Source organism: Pseudoalteromonas sp. OF7H-1, assembly GCF_022347825.1.
In the GTDB taxonomy this organism is placed as follows: Bacteria; Pseudomonadota; Gammaproteobacteria; order Enterobacterales; family Alteromonadaceae; genus Pseudoalteromonas; species Pseudoalteromonas maricaloris.
Genome location: NZ_JAKRFX010000019.1, coordinates 89,612 through 111,228, shown reverse-complemented (window position 1 = coordinate 111,228; position 21,617 = coordinate 89,612). Strand labels below are relative to the sequence as shown.

The following is a 21,617-nucleotide window of genomic DNA, read 5'->3' as shown; positions in this document are numbered from 1 at the left end:
ACTCAACGTGTGAAGTTGAGATTGTGATACCACGCTCACGCTCTTCTGGAGCGTTATCGATTGATGCGAAGTCTTTTGCTGTACCACCGTATACTTTTGCAAGTACGTTAGTGATTGCTGCAGTTAGTGTAGTTTTACCGTGGTCAACGTGGCCGATAGTACCAACGTTTACGTGCGGTTTTACGCGTTCAAACTTTTCTTTTGCCATTTTCAAATTTCCTATAAAGAAATTAAAGTCCAGCCCTAAGACCGGACCGAACTAAAATTACTTAACAGCGCGAGCTGCAATTATTGCATCAGCTACGTTTTTAGCCGCTTCAGCATACTTTAGGAATTCCATAGAGTATGATGCGCGCCCTTGTGTAGCGGAGCGTAAGTCTGTTGCATAACCAAACATTTCAGAAAGCGGTACCTGAGCATTAATTTGCTTCGAGCCACCAAAAGCTTCTTCCATGCCTTCAATTATGCCACGACGACGGTTTAAGTCGCCTACTACATCACCCATGTTTTCTTCAGGGGTGATTACTTCTACTTTCATGACAGGCTCAAGTAGAACCGGACTTGCTTCAAGCGCGCCCTTTCTAAAGCCCATCGAACCTGCGATCTTAAACGCCATCTCGTTTGAGTCAACATCGTGGAACGAGCCATCAAACAGGGTAGCTTTAACACCCAATAGCGGATAACCAGCAAGAACACCTTGCTTCATCTGCTCTTGAATACCTTTATCAACCGCTGGGATATACTCTTTTGGTACTGTACCTCCTACGATTTCGTTAACGAATTCGTATATTGGCGCATCATCATCAGAGACATCCATTGGTTCTAGCTTCAACCAAACGTGACCATATTGACCACGACCACCAGATTGACGCACAAACTTACCTTCAGCTTCAACAGAAGCTCGGATAGTTTCGCGGTATGCAACCTGAGGCTTACCAACGTTACACACAACGTTAAACTCACGCTTCATACGATCAACAATGATATCTAAGTGAAGTTCACCCATACCAGAGATAATCGTCTGACCTGATTCTTCGTCCGTTTCTACACGGAATGAAGGATCTTCTGCTGCAAGTTTACCAAGCGCAACGCCCATTTTTTCTTGGTCAGCTACTGTTTTAGGTTCTACTGCGACCGAGATTACAGGCTCAGGGAACTCCATACGTTCTAACGTAATTGGGGCATCTTGAGCACAAAGTGTATCACCAGTAGTCACATCTTTTAGGCCGATAGCAGCCGCGATGTCACCCGCATGAACTTCTTTAATCTCTTCACGCGAGTTTGAGTGCATTTGAACTATACGTCCAAAACGCTCTTTTTTACCTTTAACAGGATTTAGTACCGAATCACCTTGGCTAACTTTACCAGAGTAAACTCGGAAGAAAGTAAGTGTGCCAACGAATGGATCGGTTGCGATCTTAAATGCAAGCGCCGCAAACGGTGCATTATCGTCAGCTTCACGCGTATCTTCGGTTTCGTCTTCTAAGACACCTTGGATAGCTTTTACTTCAGTAGGCGAAGGCATGAATTCAATCACAGCGTCAAGCACAGCCTGAACACCTTTGTTCTTGAATGCACTACCTGTCGTCATTGGCACAATTTCATTGGCCAATGTGCGTTGGCGAAGGGCTGATTTAATCTCTTCTTCGCTCAACTCACCATCTTCAAGATATTTTTCCATTAGCTCTTCAGAAGCTTCTGCAGCGCTCTCAATTAGATGAGAACGCCATTCTTCAGCAAGCTCAAGAAGATCTGCAGGGACCTCTTCATAGTTGAAAGTCATCCCCTGGTCTTCTTCATTCCAGTTAATCGCTTTCATCTTGATAAGGTCAATAACACCTTTAAATTCATCTTCAGCACCAATTGGTAGCTGAATAGGCACAGGTGTAGCACCGAGACGTTTTTTAACTTGTTCAACAACAGACAAGAAGTTTGCTCCCGTACGATCCATCTTATTGACGAAAATCATACGTGGTACTTCGTATTTGTTTGCCTGACGCCAAACGGTCTCAGTTTGCGGTTGCACACCTGATGAAGCACATAACACAACAACAGCACCATCAAGTACGCGCAATGAACGCTCTACTTCGATAGTAAAATCTACATGTCCTGGAGTATCGATGATGTTTACACGATGCTCATCAAACTGAGCATCCATCCCTTTCCAGAAACACGTCGTTGCAGCAGAAGTGATCGTGATACCACGCTCTTGCTCCTGCTCCATCCAGTCCATAGTTGCGGCACCGTCGTGTACCTCACCAATCTTATGAGAAAGACCAGTATAGAAAAGTACGCGCTCGGTCGTAGTTGTTTTACCCGCATCTACGTGAGCACATATACCAATGTTACGGTAGCGCTCAATCGGAGTTGTCCGTGCCATAATATCCTCTTAAAGGGTGTTAGCAGATTACCAACGGTAGTGAGCGAATGCTTTGTTCGCTTCAGCCATACGGTGAACGTCTTCACGTTTCTTAACCGCAGTGCCTTTGTTTTCAGCAGCGTCGATCATCTCTTGAGCAAGACGAAGACCCATTGATTTTTCGCCACGCTTACGTGCAGCTTCAACCAACCAACGCATACCTAGTGCGTTACGACGCACTGGACGTACTTCAACTGGTACTTGGTACGTTGAACCACCAACACGGCGAGATTTAACCTCTACCTGTGGGCGAACGTTATCAAGTGCAGATTCAAAGATTTCTAGGTGCGACTTGCCTGATTTTTCAGCAGCCACGTCTAGCGCACCATATACGATTTTTTCAGCAGTAGATTTCTTGCCGTCAAGCATTACTACGTTAACGAATTTAGCAAGAAGCTCTGATCCGAACTTCGGATCTGGAAGAATTTTACGTTGACCTATTACGCGTCTTCTAGGCATTTTCTTTCTCCGGTATCTTCAGGTCCGTGCTAAACACGGATTCCCAAAACAATATATAAAAATTTAAAACTTAAGTGCTTGGCCTTACTAACGGAGAACCATTAGCCCTTAGGACGTTTTGCACCGTACTTAGAACGAGCCTGTCTACGGTCGTTTACGCCTGCACAGTCAAGTGCACCACGAACAGTGTGGAAACGCACACCTGGTAAGTCTTTAACACGACCACCACGGATTAGGATTACACTGTGCTCTTGTAGGTTGTGACCTTCACCACCAATGTATGAAGTTACTTCGAAACCGTTAGTTAAACGTACACGCGCTACTTTACGTAATGCAGAGTTTGGTTTCTTAGGTGTTGTTGTATATACACGAGTACATACACCACGCTTTTGTGGACAAGCTTTAAGAGCAGCAGAGTTGCTCTTTGTAACCTTGCTACGACGTGGCTTACGCACTAGCTGGTTAATAGTTGCCATTAAATAGCTCCTGAATTAATAAATTACTACTGAAAAATAAAATCTTACCATTTAGGTCAAATCCAATTTTCTTGAACGACTAAAATGGGTGGCCGAATTTTAATGACCAAAGTTTAACCTGTCAACCAAAAGTCGTCATCAGCGCTAAGTAAATGTATGCAATTCGGATGGTTTTGTCTGCGAAGCTATTGAAAGTTAACAAAAGTTAGCGATTGCATTGAAAAACCTTTGTTGCAGTATACATATTGATGTGACGCTTTGATGGCAATTCGACCTGCGAGTTGAAAAGGCATAAAAAAACCGCTGTATTCACACAGCGGTTTTTCAATTAATTCGCTAAATGGCGAGGATTACTCGTTGCCACCTAGTAAATCAGCGTTTAGTGCGTCTGTTAGCGCTTGAGTTGCCTCTTCAGCACTTACTGTTTGCTCTTCAACAGCTGCTTCACCTTGCTTACGACGGTTGATGCGCTCTTCATGGTATGCGAAACCTGTACCCGCTGGGATCAAACGACCCACGATTACGTTTTCTTTCAGACCACGTAGCTCATCGCTCTTACCGTTAACCGCAGCTTCGGTTAGAACACGTGTTGTTTCCTGGAACGATGCCGCAGAAATAAACGATTCAGTCGCAAGTGACGCTTTAGTAATACCCATTAGTTGGATTTCAAACTTAGCTGGGATCTTACCTTGCATTTCTAGTTCACGGTTAGCGATGTTTACACGTGCAACTTCAGCTTGCTCGCCTACTAGGAATTCACTGTCACCACCATCAAGGATGATACACTTACGAAGCATCTGACGAACGATAGTCTCAATGTGTTTATCGTTAATCTTTACGCCCTGTAGACGGTATACTTCTTGTACTTCGTTAGTGATGTAGTTAGATACATCAGTAACACCACGTAGACGTAGGATGTCGTGCGGAGACTCTGGACCATCGGCGATTACTTCACCTTTAGCCACTTGCTCACCTTCGAACACGTTAAGCTGACGCCATTTCGGGATCATCTCTTCGTATGCATCACCCTCTTCCGGTGTGATCACAAGACGTTTCTTACCTTTAGTCTCTTTACCGAAGCTAACGGTACCTGTGATTTCTGCAAGGATTGCAGGATCTTTTGGCTTACGCGCTTCGAATAGGTCAGCAACTCGAGGTAGACCACCCGTGATGTCACGAGTCTTCGAACCTTCTTGTGGAATACGAGCCAGTACCGAACCAGGTAGTACTGTTGCACCATCTGTGATTTCAATCGTTGTGAATGAAGGTAGACGGATCTCTTGAAGACCACGTTCTTCGTTCTCAATGATTAGTTTAGGCTCTTTCGCGTTTACTTTCGCAAGATCCTTAACAACCACACGTGTTAGACCAGTTAATTCATCAGTCTGTGCTTCAGTGTTTGAATCATCGATATCGCTGAACGATACTTTTGACTCATGTTCAATGATGATTGGGTGGCTATGCGGGTCCCAAGTAGCAACGATATCGTTACCTTTAACGTCAGCACCATCTTGTACAGTTAATACTGCACCGTAAGGAACTTTATAACGCTCTTTCTCACGACCGTGTTCATCGATTATCGTGATCTCAGTTGAACGAGACGTGATAACGATTTTGCCATCAGCATTGATTACAAACTTCGCATTGTGAAGTTTCAGATTACCATTGTTCTTAACTTGAACACTGTTCTCTGCAGAAGCTCGTGATGCCGCACCACCGATGTGGAATGTACGCATCGTAAGCTGTGTACCCGGCTCACCGATTGACTGTGCCGCGATTACACCAACTGCTTCACCAGGGTTGATGATGTGGCCACGTGCCAAGTCACGACCATAACAGTGTGCACACACACCAAAGTCGTTTTGACAGGTGATTACAGAACGTACTTTAACTTCGTCTACTGAGTGCTCTTCTAGAAGGTCACACAGTTTTTCGTCAATCATTACGTTACGTTCAACCAGTACTTCTGTTGTACCAGGCTTAACCACGTCTTCAGCAACAACACGACCTAGTACGCGCTCACGAAGCGGCTCTACAACGTCACCACCTTCAATTAGCGGCTTCATTACTAGACCTTCTTCGGTACCACAGTCTGATTCATTGATAACCAAATCTTGTGCTACGTCTACTAGACGACGAGTTAGGTAACCCGAGTTCGCTGTCTTAAGTGCCGTATCCGCTAGACCCTTACGCGCACCGTGCGTCGAGATAAAGTACTGTAGTACGTTTAGACCTTCACGGAAGTTCGCTGTAATCGGCGTTTCGATGATTGAACCATCTGGACGTGCCATTAGACCACGCATACCCGCTAGCTGACGGATCTGAGCTGCACTACCACGAGCGCCTGAGTCTGCCATCATAAACACTGAGTTAAATGACGGTTGCTCTTCTTCGTTACCTTCAGCGTTGATAACCGTTTCTTTTGAAAGGTTAGCCATCATCTCGCGAGAAAGGTTTTCGTTTACACGTGACCAGATATCGATAACTTTGTTGTATTTCTCACCGGCAGTTACAAGACCTGATTGGAACTGTTGGTTGATTTCTGCAACTTCAGCTTCCGCACGATCGATGATCTCACCTTTAGTTGGTGGGATTACCATGTCATTGATACCGATAGAAACACCTGACTTCATCGCGTAGTGGAAACCGGTATACATCACTTGGTCAGCAAAGATAACAGTATCTTTAAGACCTAGACGACGGTAACACTCGTTAAGAAGACCAGAAATTTGTTTCTTACCTAGTGGTTTGTTGATCAGTTCAAACGGCAAGCCTTCAGGGATATTCAATGAAAGGATTGCACGACCTACTGTCGTATCTACTAGGTGAGTTAAAGTGCCGCGCTCACGTGTTTCTTCGTCGATAGTCACTTCTGTGATACGCACTTTAACACGAGCGTGAAGCTCAGCAGCACCTACACGGTATGCTTTTTCAGCTTCTTTAGCATCTTTAAATACTAAACCTTCACCTTTACCGTTGATGCGATCGCGAGTCATGTAGTAAAGACCTAGTACAACGTCCTGTGAAGGAACGATGATTGGTTCACCGTTAGCTGGTGCTAGGATGTTGTTGGTAGACATCATCAATGCACGCGCTTCCAACTGCGCTTCAAGCGTCAGTGGTACGTGAACAGCCATTTGGTCACCATCGAAGTCAGCGTTATACGCCGCACACACTAGCGGGTGCAGGTGGATCGCTTTACCTTCGATAAGTACAGGTTCGAATGCTTGGATACCTAGACGGTGAAGTGTTGGCGCACGGTTAAGTAAAACCGGGTGCTCACGGATAACTTCGTCTAGTACGTCCCAAACCTCTGGTACTTCACGCTCAACCATCTTCTTCGCAGCTTTGATGGTTGTCGCCATACCACGGCGCTCTAGTTTACCGTAGATAAATGGCTTGAATAGCTCAAGTGCCATCTTCTTAGGTAGGCCACACTGATGTAGTTTCAGTGTAGGACCAACGGTGATAACAGAACGGCCTGAGTAGTCAACACGCTTACCTAGAAGGTTTTGACGGAAACGACCTTGCTTACCTTTGATCATGTCAGCAAGCGACTTCAGTGGACGCTTGTTAGAACCTGTAATTGCACGGCCACGACGACCATTATCAAGTAGCGCATCAACCGCTTCTTGAAGCATACGCTTTTCGTTACGTACGATGATGTCTGGTGCAGCTAGGTCTAGAAGACGCTTCAAACGGTTGTTACGGTTGATCACACGACGGTAAAGGTCGTTCAGATCTGAAGTCGCAAAACGACCGCCGTCTAGTGGTACTAGAGGACGTAGATCTGGTGGAAGAACCGGTAGCACGCTCATTACCATCCACTCAGGGTTGTTACCTGATTGGTGGAACGCTTCCATTAGTTTAAGACGCTTAGTGATTTTCTTACGCTTAGTTTCAGAGTTGATTGTTGGCAACTCTTCACGCATTTCAGCGATTAACTGACCAAGGTCTAGGTCACGAAGTAGATCAAGTACAGCTTCTGCACCCATCTTCGCTTCAAACTCATCACCGTGCTCTTCAAGTGCATCTAGGTATTCTTCTTCACCTAGTAGTTGACCGCGCTCTAGCGTAGTCATACCTGGCTCAGTTACCACGAATGATTCGAAATAAAGTACGCGCTCGATATCACGAAGCGTCATATCTAGCATTAGGCCGATACGTGACGGAAGTGATTTCAAGAACCAAATATGCGCAACTGGGCTAGCCAGCTCGATGTGACCCATACGGTCACGACGTACTTTTGTTAGCGTTACTTCAACGCCACACTTTTCACAGATAACACCACGGTGCTTCAAGCGCTTGTATTTACCACACAAACACTCGTAATCTTTTACTGGGCCGAAGATACGGGCACAGAATAAGCCATCACGCTCAGGCTTGAAAGTACGGTAGTTGATTGTCTCAGGTTTCTTTACTTCACCGTAAGACCATGAACGCACCATGTCTGGCGAAGCAAGACCAATGCGAATTGCATCGAATTCTTCGGTCTTATTTTGTTGCTTCAGAAACTTAAGTAAGTCTTTCACCTTAGCTCTCCTGTCGGAGGTTAATCTTGAGGGCAAGCCATGCTTGCCCCTACATTCTTTTCAGTCCGGTTGCAGTTATGCAACGCCGCAGCGCACTGCGGCGGTCGGATTAAATTTCTTCCAACTCGATGTTGATACCTAGCGAGCGGATTTCTTTCAACAGTACGTTGAACGACTCAGGCATACCCGGTTCCATCTTGTGGTTACCGTCTACGATGTTCTTATACATCTTAGTACGACCGTTAACGTCATCCGACTTCACTGTCAACATTTCTTGTAGCGTGTAGGCAGCACCGTATGCTTCTAGTGCCCATACCTCCATCTCACCGAAACGCTGACCACCGAACTGTGCCTTACCACCCAGCGGCTGCTGAGTAACTAGGCTGTAAGAACCTGTTGAACGCGCGTGCATCTTGTCATCAACAAGGTGGTTCAGTTTCAGCATGTACATGTAGCCTACTGTCACTTGACGCTCAAATGCATCACCAGTACGACCATCATATAACGTTACCTGACCACTTCTTGGATAACCACCAAGCTCTAGCATGTCTTTGATTTCAGCTTCACGTGCACCATCAAATGCTGGTGTTGCGATTGGAAGACCACCTTTAAGGTTATCTGCCAAGCGACGGATTTCATCATCAGAGAAGTTAGCAATATCTACTTTCTGACGGCAGTCACCGATTTCGTAAGCTTTCTTGATGAATTCGCGTAGCTCGTGAATTTCACGTTGCTCTTTCATCATTTCTTCAAGACGTTCACCGATACCACGAGCAGCTAGACCCATGTGAGTTTCTAGGATCTGACCGATGTTCATACGTGATGGTACACCCAGCGGGTTAAGTACGATATCTACAGTACGACCTTTATCATCGTAAGGCATGTCTTCAACAGGAACGATAGTTGAGATTACACCCTTGTTACCGTGACGACCCGCCATCTTATCACCAGGTTGGATACGACGTTTAACAGCTAGGTATACTTTAACAATCTTAAGTACGCCAGGTGCTAGGTCATCACCTTGAGTGATCTTACGACGCTTGTTTTCGAAACGCTTATCGTAGTCAGCTTTAAGCTCGTCATACTGTGCAGCTAGTTGCTCAAGCTCTGCTTGATGCTCTTCATCAGCAAGGCTTTGTGTTAGTAGCTTCTCAGTGTTAAAGCCAGCAAGCTGCTCTTCACTCATACCTGATTTAATCAGTAGGTTACGAGCGTGAGTCAGGATACCGCCTTCAAGGATTCTGAACTCTTCGTTGAAGTCTTTCTTCGCTTCGCGAAGCTGCATATCTTCAACTTCAAGTGCACGTTTGTCTTTTTCAACACCGTCACGCGTAAACACTTGTACGTCGATAACCGTACCAGATACAGAGTTTGGTACACGTAGTGAGCTGTCTTTAACGTCAGACGCTTTTTCACCGAAGATAGCGCGTAGTAGCTTTTCTTCAGGTGTTAGCTGCGTTTCACCTTTAGGCGTTACTTTACCTACAAGGATGTCGCCGCCTTTCACTTCAGCACCGATATATACAACGCCTGATTCGTCAAGCTTACCTAGTGCAGACTCACCAACGTTTGGAATATCCGCAGTGATTTCTTCTGGACCAAGCTTAGTATCACGAGCAATACACTGAAGCTCTTGAATGTGGATAGTCGTTAGACGATCTTCTTTTACAACATTCTCTGAAAGTAGGATTGAATCCTCGAAGTTGTAACCATTCCAAGGCATGAACGCTACGCGTAGGTTCTGACCAAGTGCTAAGTCACCTAGGTCTGTTGAAGGACCATCAGCAAGCACGTCACCACGTACCACCGGCTCACCAACCATACAAGTTGGTTTCTGGTTGATACAAGTGTTTTGGTTTGAACGTGTGTACTTAGTTAAGTTATAGATGTCGATGCCCGCTTCACCTTGGATGCGCTCATCTTCATTAACGTTAACAACAATACGGCTTGCATCAGCATACTTAACGATACCGCCACGCTTAGCAACGATTGTTACACCAGAGTCTTTCGCTAGTGTACGCTCAATACCAGTACCAACTAACGGCTTATCAGCACGTAGTGTAGGTACAGCTTGACGTTGCATGTTCGATCCCATCAATGCGCGGTTCGCGTCATCGTGTTCTAGGAATGGGATAAGCGCTGCCGCCACAGAGATTACCTGCTGTGGAGATACGTCCATATACTGGATGCTGTCGCTTGGCATAAAGGTTGATTCACCTTTAAAACGACATGGAATCAATTCTTCAGCAAATTGGTTATCATCAGTTAGCGTTGTATTCGCCTGTGCGATAACGAACTGACCTTCTTCAATTGCTGATAGGTAATCAACATCGTCAGTAACGATACCGTCTACTACTTTGCGGTATGGAGTCTCTAAGAAACCATAGTCGTTTGTACGCGCGTAAGTAGATAGCGAGTTGATTAGACCGATGTTTGGACCTTCAGGCGTTTCGATAGGACAAACACGACCGTAGTGCGTTACGTGTACGTCACGTACTTCGAAGCCAGCACGCTCACGAGTTAGACCACCCGGACCTAATGCAGAAATACGACGCTTGTGCGTTACTTCTGAAAGCGGGTTGTTCTGGTCCATAAACTGTGAAAGCTGTGAAGAACCAAAGAATTCTTTTACTGCTGCAGAGATTGGCTTAGCGTTGATCAAATCCTGTGGCATAACGTTATCTAGGTCACCAAGACTTAGACGCTCACGTACTGCACGCTCAACACGTACAAGGCCGACACGGAATTGGTTTTCAGCCATTTCACCTACAGAACGGATACGACGGTTACCTAAGTGGTCGATGTCATCAACATCGCCTTTACCGTTACGGATGTCGATCAATACCTTCATCACGCTCACGATATCTTCTTTAGATAACGTACCGTCACCTTCGTCTGAATCATAACCAACACGGCTATTGAACTTCATACGACCAACCGTTGAAAGGTCGTAGCGCTCTTCAGAGAAGAATAGGTTATCAAATAACGCTTCTGCAGCTTCTTTTGTTGGTGGCTCACCAGGGCGCATCATGCGATAGATTTCTACCAATGCTTCTAGGCGATTGTTAGTAGAATCAACACGTAATGTCTCTGACATGTACGCACCGCTGTCTACTTCGTTGATGTAAAGCGTATCGATCTTTGAGTGACCCGCTTTCACCAATTCAGCCATAAGCTCTAGTGATAGTTCAGTGTTCGCTTCTGCAATCACTTCGCCTGTTGATTCGTCGATATAGTTTTTAGCAACAACACGACCGATGATGTACTCATGCGGTACTTCAAGAGTGTCGATGCCTTGCTTTTCGATGCTCTTAATGTGGCGTGCAGTAATACGACGGCCTTTTTCAACCAATACGTCACCGTTTGCATCTTTAATATCAAATGCAGCGGTTTCACCACGTAGGCGTGAAGGCACAAGTTCCATCAACACTTTGCCATCTTTTACTTCGAAACTTGTCGTTTCAAAGAATAGTGCCAAGATTTCTTCTGAAGTGAACTCTAGTGCACGTAAGATGATAGATGCTGGTAGTTTACGGCGACGGTCAATACGAACGTAAAGGTTATCTTTAACGTCGAATTCAAAGTCAAGCCATGAACCACGGTAAGGGATCACACGTGCGTTATATAACACTTTACCAGATGAGTGTGATTTACCACGGTCGTTATCAAAGAATACACCAGGTGAACGGTGTAGCTGAGAAACGATAACACGCTCAGTACCATTGATTACAAAAGTACCGGTGTCTGTCATGAGCGGGATTTCGCCCATGTAAACTTCTTGCTCTTTTATGTCTTTGACTGTGCCAGGTGCATCTTTGTCCATTAGCACAAGACGTAGTTTAACGCGAAGTGGAGCAGAATATGTCACACCGCGAATTTGACATTCTTTAACGTCAAATACTGGCTCGCCAATACGATAACTGACGTATTGAAGTTCAGAGTTGCCCGAGTAGCTCTTGATAGGGAATACAGAACGGAAAGCAGCTTCCAATCCAGTATCGCCATCGGCATCAGGCGCAATGAACTTATCGAACGATTCCAACTGCATTTGCAGTAGGAAAGGTATGTCCAAAACCTGTGGACGTTTACCAAAATCCTTACGGATACGTTTCTTTTCAGAATAAGAGTAAGCCATGGGGTTCCTCAGCTTGCTGATCTTTGACCCAACCTGTCCAAAATTGAACAGACTTCACTGGCATCTAAGCCATGATAACAACATCTAAATTGTCACACTAACTTGCTTAACTAACGGCTTAAATGAGCACAATTCAGGCTATATTCAAATCGTTAATGTCATCAAATTAGTGTTACTTCAAATGCCATTGCGATTTTCAACAAAAACTTCTAAGTTATTGAAAATTACAGTGAAATTCGAAGATTTATGCACGATAGAAATGCATATCTCTATAGCGCAAAAGGGCCGGTGATTAAATAATCACCAGCCCTTGCCTGATTTCTCAGGCAGCGAACCTAGCGGGAGCTAGATTACTTGATCTCAACTTGAGCACCAGCTTCTTCAAGATCTTTCTTAAGAGCTTCAGCTTCTTCCTTAGATACACCTTCTTTGATAGGTGCAGGAGCAGACTCAACTAGAGCTTTAGCTTCTTTAAGGCCTAGACCTGTTGCGCCACGTACCGCTTTGATTGCAGCAACTTTGTTACCGCCAGCAGCAGCTAGGATTACGTCGAACTCAGTCTTTTCTTCAGCAGCTTCAGCAGGACCAGCAGCAACAACAGCAGCAGCTGCAGTTACACCGAACTTCTCTTCCATAGCTTCAACTAGTTCAACAACTTCCATTACTGACATTTCAGCAATAGCGTCAAGGATTTGGTCTTTAGTTACAGACATTTCAAATTTCCTAATTATTTACGAACCCATGCGGTTCAAAAAATTTATTAAAGAAAGGAGCGTTGCTTAAATTAAGCAGCTTGCTCAGCTTTCTGTACACGTACCGCTTCAATTGTTTTACACAATTTGCCAGCAGACGCTTCTTTCATAGCGCTCATTAAGCGTGCAACAGCTTCGTCGTAAGTAGGTAGCTTAGCAAGCATATCTACGTCAACGATTTTGCCTTCGAATGCAGCAGTTTTAAGCTCAAATGCTTCGTTCTTTTTCGCGAAATCTGCAAAGATACGCGCAGCAGCACCAGGGTGCTCTGAAGAGAAAGCGATTAGGCTTGGACCAACTAGTGATTCATTAAGGCATTCGTAATCAGTGCCTTCAACCGCACGTCTAGCTAGGGTGTTACGAACAACTTTCATCCATACACCAGCTTCACGAGCTTCTTTACGAAGAGCAGTGATTGCACCTACTGTTACACCACGAGAATCAGCAACAACTGCTGAAAGAGCACCTTTGGCAGCTTCGTTGACTTCAGCAACAATTGCTTTTTTGTCTTGAAGATTTAAAGCCATGGGTGTTACTCCTGGTTTATAGAAAAACAAACATGTTTTTCAGTTCTACTCTACCCTGCTAAAAACTTTAGCAGAGATGCTTTTTACGGCGAGAGCCAGAAGATTAGGAAAATCTAGCTGGGATTCACACCGTCTACGTAGGACGATTAAGGCCGAAGCCACCTACGGTCTTGGACGGAAGCGCAATTTATCGATTCATTGTAGACCATGATGGAAACAATTTTCGAAATTATGCGCTTCAACCCGAATTCTTTGCTTTGTAAAGAAGTACACTTCTCTACAAAATGGCGCAAAATTATAGTCTAATTTTTACGCCATGTAAACGCTAAACTCTAAATTATACTACTTGAGTATTTAGAGTAGCTTGGTCTAAAGCAACACCAGCACCCATCGTAGTAGAGATGCTTACTTTCTTCACGAAAGTACCTTTTGCAGTAGAAGGCTTAGCCTTCTTAAGCGCGATGATTAGCGCTTCAAGGTTTTCTTGAAGTTGGTTAGCGTCAAAGTCTACTTTACCGATAGTAGTGTGGATGATACCGTTCTTATCGTTACGGTAACGAACCTGACCAGCTTTAGCGTTCTTAACAGCTTCTGCAACGTTAGGCGTTACAGTACCTGTCTTAGGGTTAGGCATAAGACCACGTGGACCTAGGATTTGACCTAGTTGACCAACAACGCGCATTGCATCTGGAGAAGCAACAACAACGTCAAAGTTCATTTCGCCTTTCTTAACTTGCTCTGCAAGGTCTTCCATACCTACTAAATCAGCACCAGCTTCTTTAGCAGCTTCAGCATTTGCACCTTGAGTGAATACCGCTACGCGTACATCACGACCAGTACCGTGAGGTAGTACAGTTGCACCACGTACGTTTTGGTCAGATTTACGAGCATCGATACCTAGGTTTACAGCAACGTCAACACTTTCAACGAACTTAGCAGTAGCAAGTTCTTTTAGAAGAGCAACAGCTTCGTTGATTTCGTACTCTTTAGTCGCATCCACTTTCTCGCGGATAGTACGCATACGCTTAGTTAATTTAGCCATTCTCAATTACTCCTCTACGTTCAAGCCCATTGCACGTGCAGAACCTGCAATCGTGCGTACAGCTGCGTCCATATCAGCAGCAGTAAGATCTGGACGTTTCGTCTCAACGATCTCTTCAAGTTGAGCACGAGTAACTGTACCAACTTTTTCAGTGTTAGGACGACCAGAACCAGACTTGATACCAGCAGCCTTCTTAAGAAGGTATGCCGCAGGTGGAGTCTTCATTTCAAAAGTGAAAGAACGGTCACTGTAAACAGAAATAACAACAGGAACAGGTGCGCCTTTTTCGATAGACTCTGTACGTGCGTTGAACGCTTTACAGAATTCCATGATGTTTACACCGTGTTGACCTAGTGCAGGACCTACTGGAGGACTAGGGTTAGCCATACCAGCAGCAACTTGTAGCTTGATTAGAGCTTCAACTTTCTTAGCCATGATAATACCTCAATTGTGGGTCTTTGCCTCGTGCGCGCGAGGACGCGTACTCAAACGGCTTCCCAGTTAAAAAATTCAGTCTTTTTGCCGCATATTTTTGCGTACAACAAAAAGGCCGCTGATTATAGATTAATCAGCGGCCTTTGACAACTTTTTCAAGTTAGAATTTATTTGTCTTTCTCAACCTGACCAAATTCTAGGTCTACAGGCGTTGAACGACCGAAAATAAGTACCGATACTTTCAGGCGACTCTTTTCGTAATCCACTTCTTCAACCACACCGTTGAAGTCAGCAAATGGACCATCTGTAACACGAACCACTTCACCCGGCTCGAATAAAGTAGCAGGTTTCGGTGCTTCAGCATTTTCTTGCAGACGGTTAAGAATACGATCCGCTTCTTTTTGACTGATTGGTGCAGGACGGTCTGACGTACCACCAACAAAGCCCATTACACGCGGTGTACTATTCACCAAGTGCCAAGACGCATCGTCCATTACCATTTGAACTAATACATAGCCAGGGAAGAATTTACGCTCAGATTTACGTTTCTGACCTGCACGCATTTCAACCACTTCTTCAGTCGGCACAAGGATCTCACCGAATAGGTCTTCTAACCCTTCGATTTTAATATGCTCGATAATGGTTTGTGCTACGCGTTTTTCAAAACCTGAAAACGCTTGGATCACGTACCAACGTAATTTCTTTTCTTTGTTCTCATCCGACATGGGATCAGATCTCCAATCCAGTTAAAAAGCCTACTGCACGGAAAAGTATACCATCTAATCCCCATAGGATTAATGCCATAATCACCGTTGCAATGATCACGATGAAAGTAGTGTGAGTCGCTTCCTGACGCGTTGGCCAGATAACTTTACGTACTTCAATACGTGATTCTTTAGCAAAAGCGATAAAGGTACGGCCTTTTTCAGTCGTTACCAAAATGCCCAAAGCCGCAGCGATAGCTGCAACTACGCCAACAGCGCGTACTAAAACAGATAAATCGGCATATAGATAATTACCAACTACGGCACCAGTTAGAAGTGCAATAGCAGCTAGCCACTTTACCGTGTCCATCGAGCTTGACGAGTTTTCAACATTAGTGCTCATAATCAATTTTACCTTAAATACAGACACAACAACCCTGCATAGAACAGGGTAAATCCATTCAATCCAAATTTACAAATAAGCGACTTAAGTGGTTTTGGGTCACGTTATTTTAAATGTGGACTTGTTGCTGAATTGGCAGGGGCGGCAGGACTCGAACCCGCAACCATCGGTTTTGGAGACCGCTGTTCTACCAATTGGAACTACGCCCCTGCAAAGTGGATGCCCATTATACTGACGAAGCAAACGAAAACAAGTGTAAAAGATATGCAAAGTAACATTTAATCTAAACTTAGTTTTGCGACGTCTTCAGAAAAGACGCAATAAATCTCCGTGATAAAAATCACAAAGCACCCAAACTTGTTCAAATGGGTGACAATCAGGGATCTCCCAAGTGGCTTTTAAGCGCTTAAAATCGTCAAGATGATAAATGGGGCTAGCATTTCGAATTAACAACCAAACGCGTTGTGAATCATAGTGTTTTTTGGCTTTTTGATTGAGCAACCGCTGTAAACCGATACTCAGTTGATCGGAGTCAGCGGCTTGACTCATTGCTGCCAGCTCTCTTTGCGTGGAGAGAGACAGCGGACGCCCAAGCACAGCCATCGCTTCTTTCTCACTGGCATAAAAATGGGCTATTTCTATATCGAGCTGTGTTTTTCCTTGATAACAACTGACGTCCGGTTTATTGGGCTCATTGTGCCAAATATGGCGCATATGCACTGCAAACTGCTTTTCATAACTGCGTAAAAACAGTTTAGCCGCGTCATGCTCAAGTTTTATCTTTTCTGCTTCACTCGCTCTGTCCATTCACAACCACTGCTACATCACTCAATAGGCTTGAAGCGCCGAATCTAAAATTCTTGGCATTGAGCCACTCGGCCCCCATAATTTCTTCGGCCAATCGTAAATATCGCTGCGCTTCTACTACTGACTTTACTCCACCGGCCGCTTTAAATCCAACCGATTTACCACTGCTTTTGATTGTCTTAAGGATAACTTCAGCCGCTTCTGGTGTAGCATTGACAGCAACCTTTCCTGTACTTGTTTTAACAAAGTCCGCGCCCGCCATAATGGCAAGCTGCGCGGCCTCCGCAATGAGCTTTGGTTTGGCCAATACGCCACTTTCGATGATGACCTTGAGCTTTGCTTTACCTTGACAAGCAAGCTTGCTTGAATGCACATATTGCCAAGGTGTATCTGGATCACCCGCCATCAGCTGCTGATAAGGAAGCACGAGATCAATTTCGTCGGCACCATCAGCGATTGCTAAATGAGTTTGTGCAACGACCTGCTGGAGCTTTTGCTCTCCCGATGGGAAGTTGGTCACCGTTGCTACTTTTATCTGCGACCACTCACGCTTTTCCAACTCTTCTTTTACTAACGTCACAAACTGCGGATACACACAAATAGCCGCTGGTAGTCCAATATCAGGGTTAATGCTATTCAATAACGCGAGAATACTTGCCGGCGTATCGTCCTCTTTCAAAGAGGTCAAATCCATTAAACTCAGCGACAACCGAGCATCAGATTGTAAAGTCATTACCGTGTTCCTTTTCATTCTATGTAATAAGCCGAGGGCCTGTTCATCTTTCAAGTTTGTTTTTGCAGCAAAGGTCAACAGACCCTAGTTAAATGCATACAGCAGCACCAGCAATAGGACAAATGTCCGCATACAATTACCTGTCGGATACGGTTTTTACTATTGTTCATTAAATGAATATCTCATAACCAAACACTATAATCGTCAAATCACAGCAAAAACTTAAGCTAACCACATGAAATAAAAAGAAAATGATATTTAGCCACTTTCTTTATAACTTTTGGTTATATTGAGTCGGTTTAAATTATTTTTTCCCACATTTGCAACTCTATATGCTGCGCTCTATTACCGATATCAATCAATATTGATATCAACCGTCGTGATGTTTAGCAGAGGTTATCGTGCAATACTTGCCAATTTTTACCAAACTAGAAAATAAACCTGTATTGATTGTAGGTGGTGGTGAGGTTGCGCTGAGAAAGTGCCGCGCCTTTTTAAAAGCCAATGCAGCAGTCACTTTGGTTTCACCTGAGTTTTGCACTGAGCTTTTATCACTAGCAGCAGATTCAAGCGTTGCACTTCGGCATAAGCCATTTGATGCATCAGACCTAGACAATGCCATGTTAGTCGTTGCAGCAACGGATATTGAAGCCGTAAATGCAGAGGTGGCAGAGCTTGCTGAAGCGCGCAACCTTTTTGTTAACGTAGTCGATGACCAACCAAAGTGTAATTTTATTTTTCCTTCAATCGTGGATAGAAACCCTATAACGATTGCCATATCTAGTGCTGGAACTGCGCCCGTCCTTGCAAGACGATTACGAGAGAAGTTAGAAACCCTTATTCCACAGCATATTGGTCCGCTGGCAACGCTTGTTGGTCAATTCAGACATAAAGTAAAAGCGCGTTTTAAACACTTTGCTGACCGCCGTCAGTTTTGGGAATCTGTCTTTGATTCAAATGTGGTAGGTGAAGTACAAGCTGGTAACAATGAAAATGCACAAATTCAACTTGAAGCCATGCTAGAAAGCACTCCTTCACCTGAAGGCGAGGTGTATGTCGTCGGTGCGGGTCCTGGTGACCCGGAGCTGCTGACGCTTAAAGCATTACAACTCATGCAACAAGCCGATGTTGTGGTATATGACTACCTCGTTTCAGACGAAATCATGGATCTTGTACGTCGTGACGCTGATTTAATCTGCGTGGGCAAAAAAGCCGGTAATCATAGCGTTAAACAAGAGCACACCAACGAGATTTTGGTTGATTTAGCCAAACAAGGTAAAAAGGTTTGTAGGATAAAAGGCGGCGACCCATTTATTTACGGTCGCGGTGGCGAAGAAGTACAAGTGTTGGCCGAAAATAACGTGAAATACCAAATTGTTCCTGGCATTACTGCTGCAGCTGGATGTAGCGCATATGCAGGTATTCCATTAACTCATAGAGATCATGCTCAAGCTATTCAATTTGTGACTGGACATTGTAAGCAAGATGGACAAGAACTCGACTGGGAAGGCTTGGCTAAAGCGAATCAAACGCTTGCTGTATACATGGGAGTGATTAAATCGCCGCACATTCAGGCGCAATTACTCACTCATGGGCGCTCGCCGAGTACACCTGTAGCAATTGTTGAGAATGGCACACGCAAATCTCAGCGTGTCGTAAGAACACAATTAGATCAACTTGCACAGACTATTACTGCGCATGATATTCAGTCGCCAGCACTATTGATTATTGGTGAAGTAGCAGCATTACATGAGCAATTAGCTTGGTTTAATAAGAACAATCAAATCAGTAGCTTTGCTCAACCCATTACGCAAGTCGCGTAATAACCGTCACAGATAGTTAAATTTATAAGTAGGACATTAATCATGGCTTTAACCCATCTCCAGCAACTCGAAGCTGAGAGCATAAAGATCATCCGAGAGGTTGCCGCAGAGTTTGAAAACCCGGTAATGCTGTATTCGATTGGTAAAGACTCGTCGGTACTGCTTCACCTTGCTCGTAAGGCTTTCTACCCTGCGAAGATCCCTTTTCCTCTACTCCATGTTGATACCAATTGGAAGTTTAGAGAAATGATCGAGTTTCGCGATAGATTAGCAAAAGAGTATGGATTTGAACTGCTTGTGCACAAAAATCCAGAAGGACTTGAGATGAACATCAGTCCATTTGTTCATGGTTCATCTAAGCATACCGATATCATGAAAACACAAGGCCTGAAGCAAGCGCTAGATCAATATGGCTTTGATGCGGCTTTTGGTGGTGCGCGCCGTGATGAAGAAAAATCTCGCGCAAAAGAACGAGTTTATTCATTTAGAGATAAACACCATCGCTGGGATCCTAAAAACCAACGTCCGGAGTTATGGAATACATATAACGGTCAAGTGAACCCTGGCGAAAGCATTCGAGTTTTCCCATTATCAAACTGGACAGAGCTCGATATTTGGCAATATATCTACCAAGAAGGTATTGAGATAGTGCCACTTTACCTCTCAAAGCCAAGACCAGTTGTTGAGCGTAACGGAACATTAATTATGGTCGATGACGACCGCATGCCACTTGCTGAAGGTGAAGTGCCTGAAATGAAATCTGTACGCTTCAGAACACTTGGCTGTTACCCACTAACGGGGGCAGTTGAATCAGAGGCCGATACGCTCACTGGAATTATCGAAGAAATGTTGTTATCTACGTCATCAGAACGTGAAGGACGAGTGATTGATCATGATTCATCAGGATCAATGGAGAAGAAAAAGCGCGAGGGGTATTTCTAATGTCAACAGCAAATGAAGTGAAAGAATTAGGCATTGAAACCTACTTAGCGCGTCAGCAAGACAAGAGCTTGTTGCGCATGATGACCTGCGGCAGCGTAGATGACGGTAAATCAACGCTGATCGGCCGTTTGCTACACGATAGCCATCAAATCTATGAAGACCAATTAGCTGCGCTACACAAAGACAATGAAAAAGTCGGCAATGCGGGTGAAGATCTAGATTTAGCGTTACTCGTTGATGGCTTACAAGCGGAGCGTGAGCAAGGTATTACCATTGATGTGGCTTACCGCTATTTCTCGACAGCAAAGCGTAAATTTATTATTGCCGATACGCCGGGACACGAGCAATACACACGTAATATGGTTACGGGCGCTTCAACCAGTGATTTGGCGATTATCCTTGTCGATGCCCGTTATGGTGTGCAAGTTCAGACTAAACGCCATAGCTTTATCTGTGATTCACTGGGTATTAAACAGTTCGTTGTCGCGATAAACAAGATGGATATTGTTGACTTTGATGAGGCCGTATTTGAGCGCATAAAGGCCGACTATTTGAAGTTTGCTGAGCAACTGAACGTACGAGATATTCGCTTTGTGCCAATGTCAGCACTTAAAGGCGACAATGTTGTAAACCGCTCAGAAAAAACACCTTATTATCAAGACAAACCATTGCTGGAACTGCTGGAAGATTCTCCTGCAGCAGAGCCTAATCATGGTTTTGAAGCGCGATTCCCGGTGCAATATGTAGTGCGTCCTAACCTAGATTTTCGTGGTTTCCAAGGCACATTAACCTCTGGTAGCTTAAGCGTTGGGCAAGCGGTTAAAGTATTACCATCAGGTAAGACTTCAACCATTAAAGAACTCGTGACTTTTGATGGCAATCTAACCCAAGTGGAAACCGGACAAGCATTCACTATCACCCTAGCAGATGAAGTCGATGTGAGTCGTGGCGATGTGATTGTGCCTGCAGAGTCGACTGCTCAGGTGACGAATCAGATCACAGCTAAGCTGGTATGGATGCACGAAACACCACTCCAGCTGGGTAAAAGTTATAACCTTAAATTGGGTAGCAAGAAAACTGCGGCAATCGTGAAAAATATCGAGCACACTATCGATGTGAATACACTTGAGCACGGTCAAGCCGATTCATTATCATTAAATGAAATTGCTATCGTGACCATCGAGCTGACAGAAAATGTCGTTGCGGATGAGTATTTAAATAATCGTGAAACTGGCTCGTTTATCTTAATTGATCGCCTATCAAACCTAACCATAGGTGCGGGTATGGTGGAAACGGTTGAAGCAGCAACAGCAACGTCCTCAAGTCAGTTTAGTGAATTTGAGATTGAGTTTAATGCATTAGTTCGCAAGCACTTCCCTCATTGGCAAGCGCTTGATATTTCGAAGTTAAAATAATGCAATTTAGCCT

General features: G+C 44.5%; 17 protein-coding genes and 1 tRNA gene. 3 read left to right on the top strand and 15 right to left on the bottom strand.

Going from position 1 to position 21,617, the window contains the following annotated elements; all coding sequences use genetic code 11:
• The 15 genes from MHN30_RS19860 to deoC form a co-directional block, all read right to left on the bottom strand.
• The coding region (locus MHN30_RS19860; RefSeq protein WP_239360500.1) for a GTP-binding protein at nucleotides 1-208 on the bottom strand (208 nt) is incomplete at its 3' end.
• 57 nt (nucleotides 209-265) lie between these two features.
• Nucleotides 266-2,380, bottom strand: coding sequence for an elongation factor G (fusA, locus tag MHN30_RS19855; protein WP_010607821.1), 2,115 nt, complete (start codon nucleotides 2,378-2,380; stop codon nucleotides 266-268).
• Between the two features lie 27 nt (nucleotides 2,381-2,407).
• Complete coding sequence (rpsG, locus tag MHN30_RS19850) at nucleotides 2,408-2,878, bottom strand: 30S ribosomal protein S7 (protein ID WP_010376219.1); 471 nt, start codon at nucleotides 2,876-2,878, stop codon at nucleotides 2,408-2,410.
• A 101-nt stretch (nucleotides 2,879-2,979) separates the two neighbouring features.
• Nucleotides 2,980-3,354, bottom strand: a complete 375-nt coding sequence (gene rpsL / locus MHN30_RS19845; RefSeq protein WP_010367657.1) for a 30S ribosomal protein S12 — start codon at nucleotides 3,352-3,354, stop codon at nucleotides 2,980-2,982.
• 350 nt (nucleotides 3,355-3,704) lie between these two features.
• The gene (gene rpoC / locus MHN30_RS19840; RefSeq protein ID WP_010607820.1) at nucleotides 3,705-7,886 is read right to left on the bottom strand and encodes a DNA-directed RNA polymerase subunit beta'; all 4,182 of its coding nucleotides are present in this window, start codon (nucleotides 7,884-7,886) and stop codon (nucleotides 3,705-3,707) included.
• 109 nt (nucleotides 7,887-7,995) lie between these two features.
• Nucleotides 7,996-12,021: a DNA-directed RNA polymerase subunit beta gene (gene rpoB, locus MHN30_RS19835; protein ID WP_010607819.1), complete on the bottom strand. Its 4,026-nt coding sequence runs from the start codon at nucleotides 12,019-12,021 to the stop codon at nucleotides 7,996-7,998.
• 350 nt (nucleotides 12,022-12,371) lie between these two features.
• Complete coding sequence (gene rplL, locus MHN30_RS19830; protein WP_010376226.1) at nucleotides 12,372-12,734, bottom strand: 50S ribosomal protein L7/L12; 363 nt, start codon at nucleotides 12,732-12,734, stop codon at nucleotides 12,372-12,374.
• Nucleotides 12,735-12,805: 71 nt separating this feature from the next.
• Nucleotides 12,806-13,300: a 50S ribosomal protein L10 gene (gene rplJ, locus MHN30_RS19825; RefSeq protein WP_010376227.1), complete on the bottom strand. Its 495-nt coding sequence runs from the start codon at nucleotides 13,298-13,300 to the stop codon at nucleotides 12,806-12,808.
• Nucleotides 13,301-13,637: 337 nt separating this feature from the next.
• A complete protein-coding gene (rplA, locus tag MHN30_RS19820; protein WP_010376228.1) occupies nucleotides 13,638-14,342 on the bottom strand; it encodes a 50S ribosomal protein L1 in 705 nt (234 codons plus the stop codon).
• A gap of 6 nt (nucleotides 14,343-14,348) precedes the next feature.
• A complete protein-coding gene (gene rplK, locus MHN30_RS19815) occupies nucleotides 14,349-14,777 on the bottom strand; it encodes a 50S ribosomal protein L11 (RefSeq protein WP_010376229.1) in 429 nt (142 codons plus the stop codon).
• A gap of 167 nt (nucleotides 14,778-14,944) precedes the next feature.
• The gene (gene nusG / locus MHN30_RS19810) at nucleotides 14,945-15,502 is read right to left on the bottom strand and encodes a transcription termination/antitermination protein NusG (protein ID WP_010376230.1); all 558 of its coding nucleotides are present in this window, start codon (nucleotides 15,500-15,502) and stop codon (nucleotides 14,945-14,947) included.
• Between the two features lie 4 nt (nucleotides 15,503-15,506).
• Nucleotides 15,507-15,884 (bottom strand): preprotein translocase subunit SecE, encoded by a 378-nt coding sequence (gene secE / locus MHN30_RS19805; RefSeq protein ID WP_010376231.1) that lies wholly within the window; start codon nucleotides 15,882-15,884, stop codon nucleotides 15,507-15,509.
• Nucleotides 15,885-16,017: 133 nt separating this feature from the next.
• A tRNA-Trp gene (locus MHN30_RS19800) sits at nucleotides 16,018-16,094 on the bottom strand.
• A gap of 96 nt (nucleotides 16,095-16,190) precedes the next feature.
• Nucleotides 16,191-16,691, bottom strand: coding sequence for a hypothetical protein (locus MHN30_RS19795; protein WP_017219218.1), 501 nt, complete (start codon nucleotides 16,689-16,691; stop codon nucleotides 16,191-16,193).
• Nucleotides 16,675-17,424 (bottom strand): deoxyribose-phosphate aldolase, encoded by a 750-nt coding sequence (gene deoC, locus MHN30_RS19790; protein ID WP_010376233.1) that lies wholly within the window; start codon nucleotides 17,422-17,424, stop codon nucleotides 16,675-16,677. Before deoC ends, MHN30_RS19795 begins: the two co-directional genes overlap by 17 nt.
• Nucleotides 17,425-17,825: 401 nt before the next feature.
• Between deoC and cysG the strand changes: the two genes are divergently transcribed.
• The 3 genes from cysG to cysN are packed head-to-tail and all read left to right on the top strand — an operon-like array spanning nucleotide 17,826 to nucleotide 21,604.
• Nucleotides 17,826-19,247, top strand: coding sequence for a siroheme synthase CysG (cysG, locus tag MHN30_RS19785; protein WP_130163379.1), 1,422 nt, complete (start codon nucleotides 17,826-17,828; stop codon nucleotides 19,245-19,247).
• 42 nt (nucleotides 19,248-19,289) lie between these two features.
• Nucleotides 19,290-20,189, top strand: a complete 900-nt coding sequence (gene cysD / locus MHN30_RS19780) for a sulfate adenylyltransferase subunit CysD (protein WP_010376235.1) — start codon at nucleotides 19,290-19,292, stop codon at nucleotides 20,187-20,189.
• A complete protein-coding gene (gene cysN, locus MHN30_RS19775) occupies nucleotides 20,189-21,604 on the top strand; it encodes a sulfate adenylyltransferase subunit CysN (RefSeq protein WP_017219215.1) in 1,416 nt (471 codons plus the stop codon). Before cysD ends, cysN begins: the two co-directional genes overlap by 1 nt.
• Nucleotides 21,605-21,617 lie beyond the last annotated feature (13 nt).

Excerpts from the sequence above, each read along its gene's own strand:
- cysD (WP_010376235.1), top strand. The coding sequence starts at position 19,290 with ATGGCTTTAACCCATCTCCAGCAACTCGAAGCTGAGAGCATAAAGATC.
- rplL (WP_010376226.1), bottom strand. The coding sequence starts at position 12,734 with ATGTCTGTAACTAAAGACCAAATCCTTGACGCTATTGCTGAAATGTCA.
- fusA (WP_010607821.1), bottom strand. The coding sequence starts at position 2,380 with ATGGCACGGACAACTCCGATTGAGCGCTACCGTAACATTGGTATATGT.
- nusG (WP_010376230.1), bottom strand. The coding sequence starts at position 15,502 with ATGTCGGATGAGAACAAAGAAAAGAAATTACGTTGGTACGTGATCCAA.
- cysN (WP_017219215.1), top strand. The coding sequence starts at position 20,189 with ATGTCAACAGCAAATGAAGTGAAAGAATTAGGCATTGAAACCTACTTA.
- rplA (WP_010376228.1), bottom strand. The coding sequence starts at position 14,342 with ATGGCTAAATTAACTAAGCGTATGCGTACTATCCGCGAGAAAGTGGAT.
- MHN30_RS19795 (WP_017219218.1), bottom strand. The coding sequence starts at position 16,691 with ATGGACAGAGCGAGTGAAGCAGAAAAGATAAAACTTGAGCATGACGCG.
- secE (WP_010376231.1), bottom strand. The coding sequence starts at position 15,884 with ATGAGCACTAATGTTGAAAACTCGTCAAGCTCGATGGACACGGTAAAG.
- deoC (WP_010376233.1), bottom strand. The coding sequence starts at position 17,424 with ATGACTTTACAATCTGATGCTCGGTTGTCGCTGAGTTTAATGGATTTG.
- rpsG (WP_010376219.1), bottom strand. The coding sequence starts at position 2,878 with ATGCCTAGAAGACGCGTAATAGGTCAACGTAAAATTCTTCCAGATCCG.
- rplJ (WP_010376227.1), bottom strand. The coding sequence starts at position 13,300 with ATGGCTTTAAATCTTCAAGACAAAAAAGCAATTGTTGCTGAAGTCAAC.
- rplK (WP_010376229.1), bottom strand. The coding sequence starts at position 14,777 with ATGGCTAAGAAAGTTGAAGCTCTAATCAAGCTACAAGTTGCTGCTGGT.
- rpsL (WP_010367657.1), bottom strand. The coding sequence starts at position 3,354 with ATGGCAACTATTAACCAGCTAGTGCGTAAGCCACGTCGTAGCAAGGTT.
- rpoB (WP_010607819.1), bottom strand. The coding sequence starts at position 12,021 with ATGGCTTACTCTTATTCTGAAAAGAAACGTATCCGTAAGGATTTTGGT.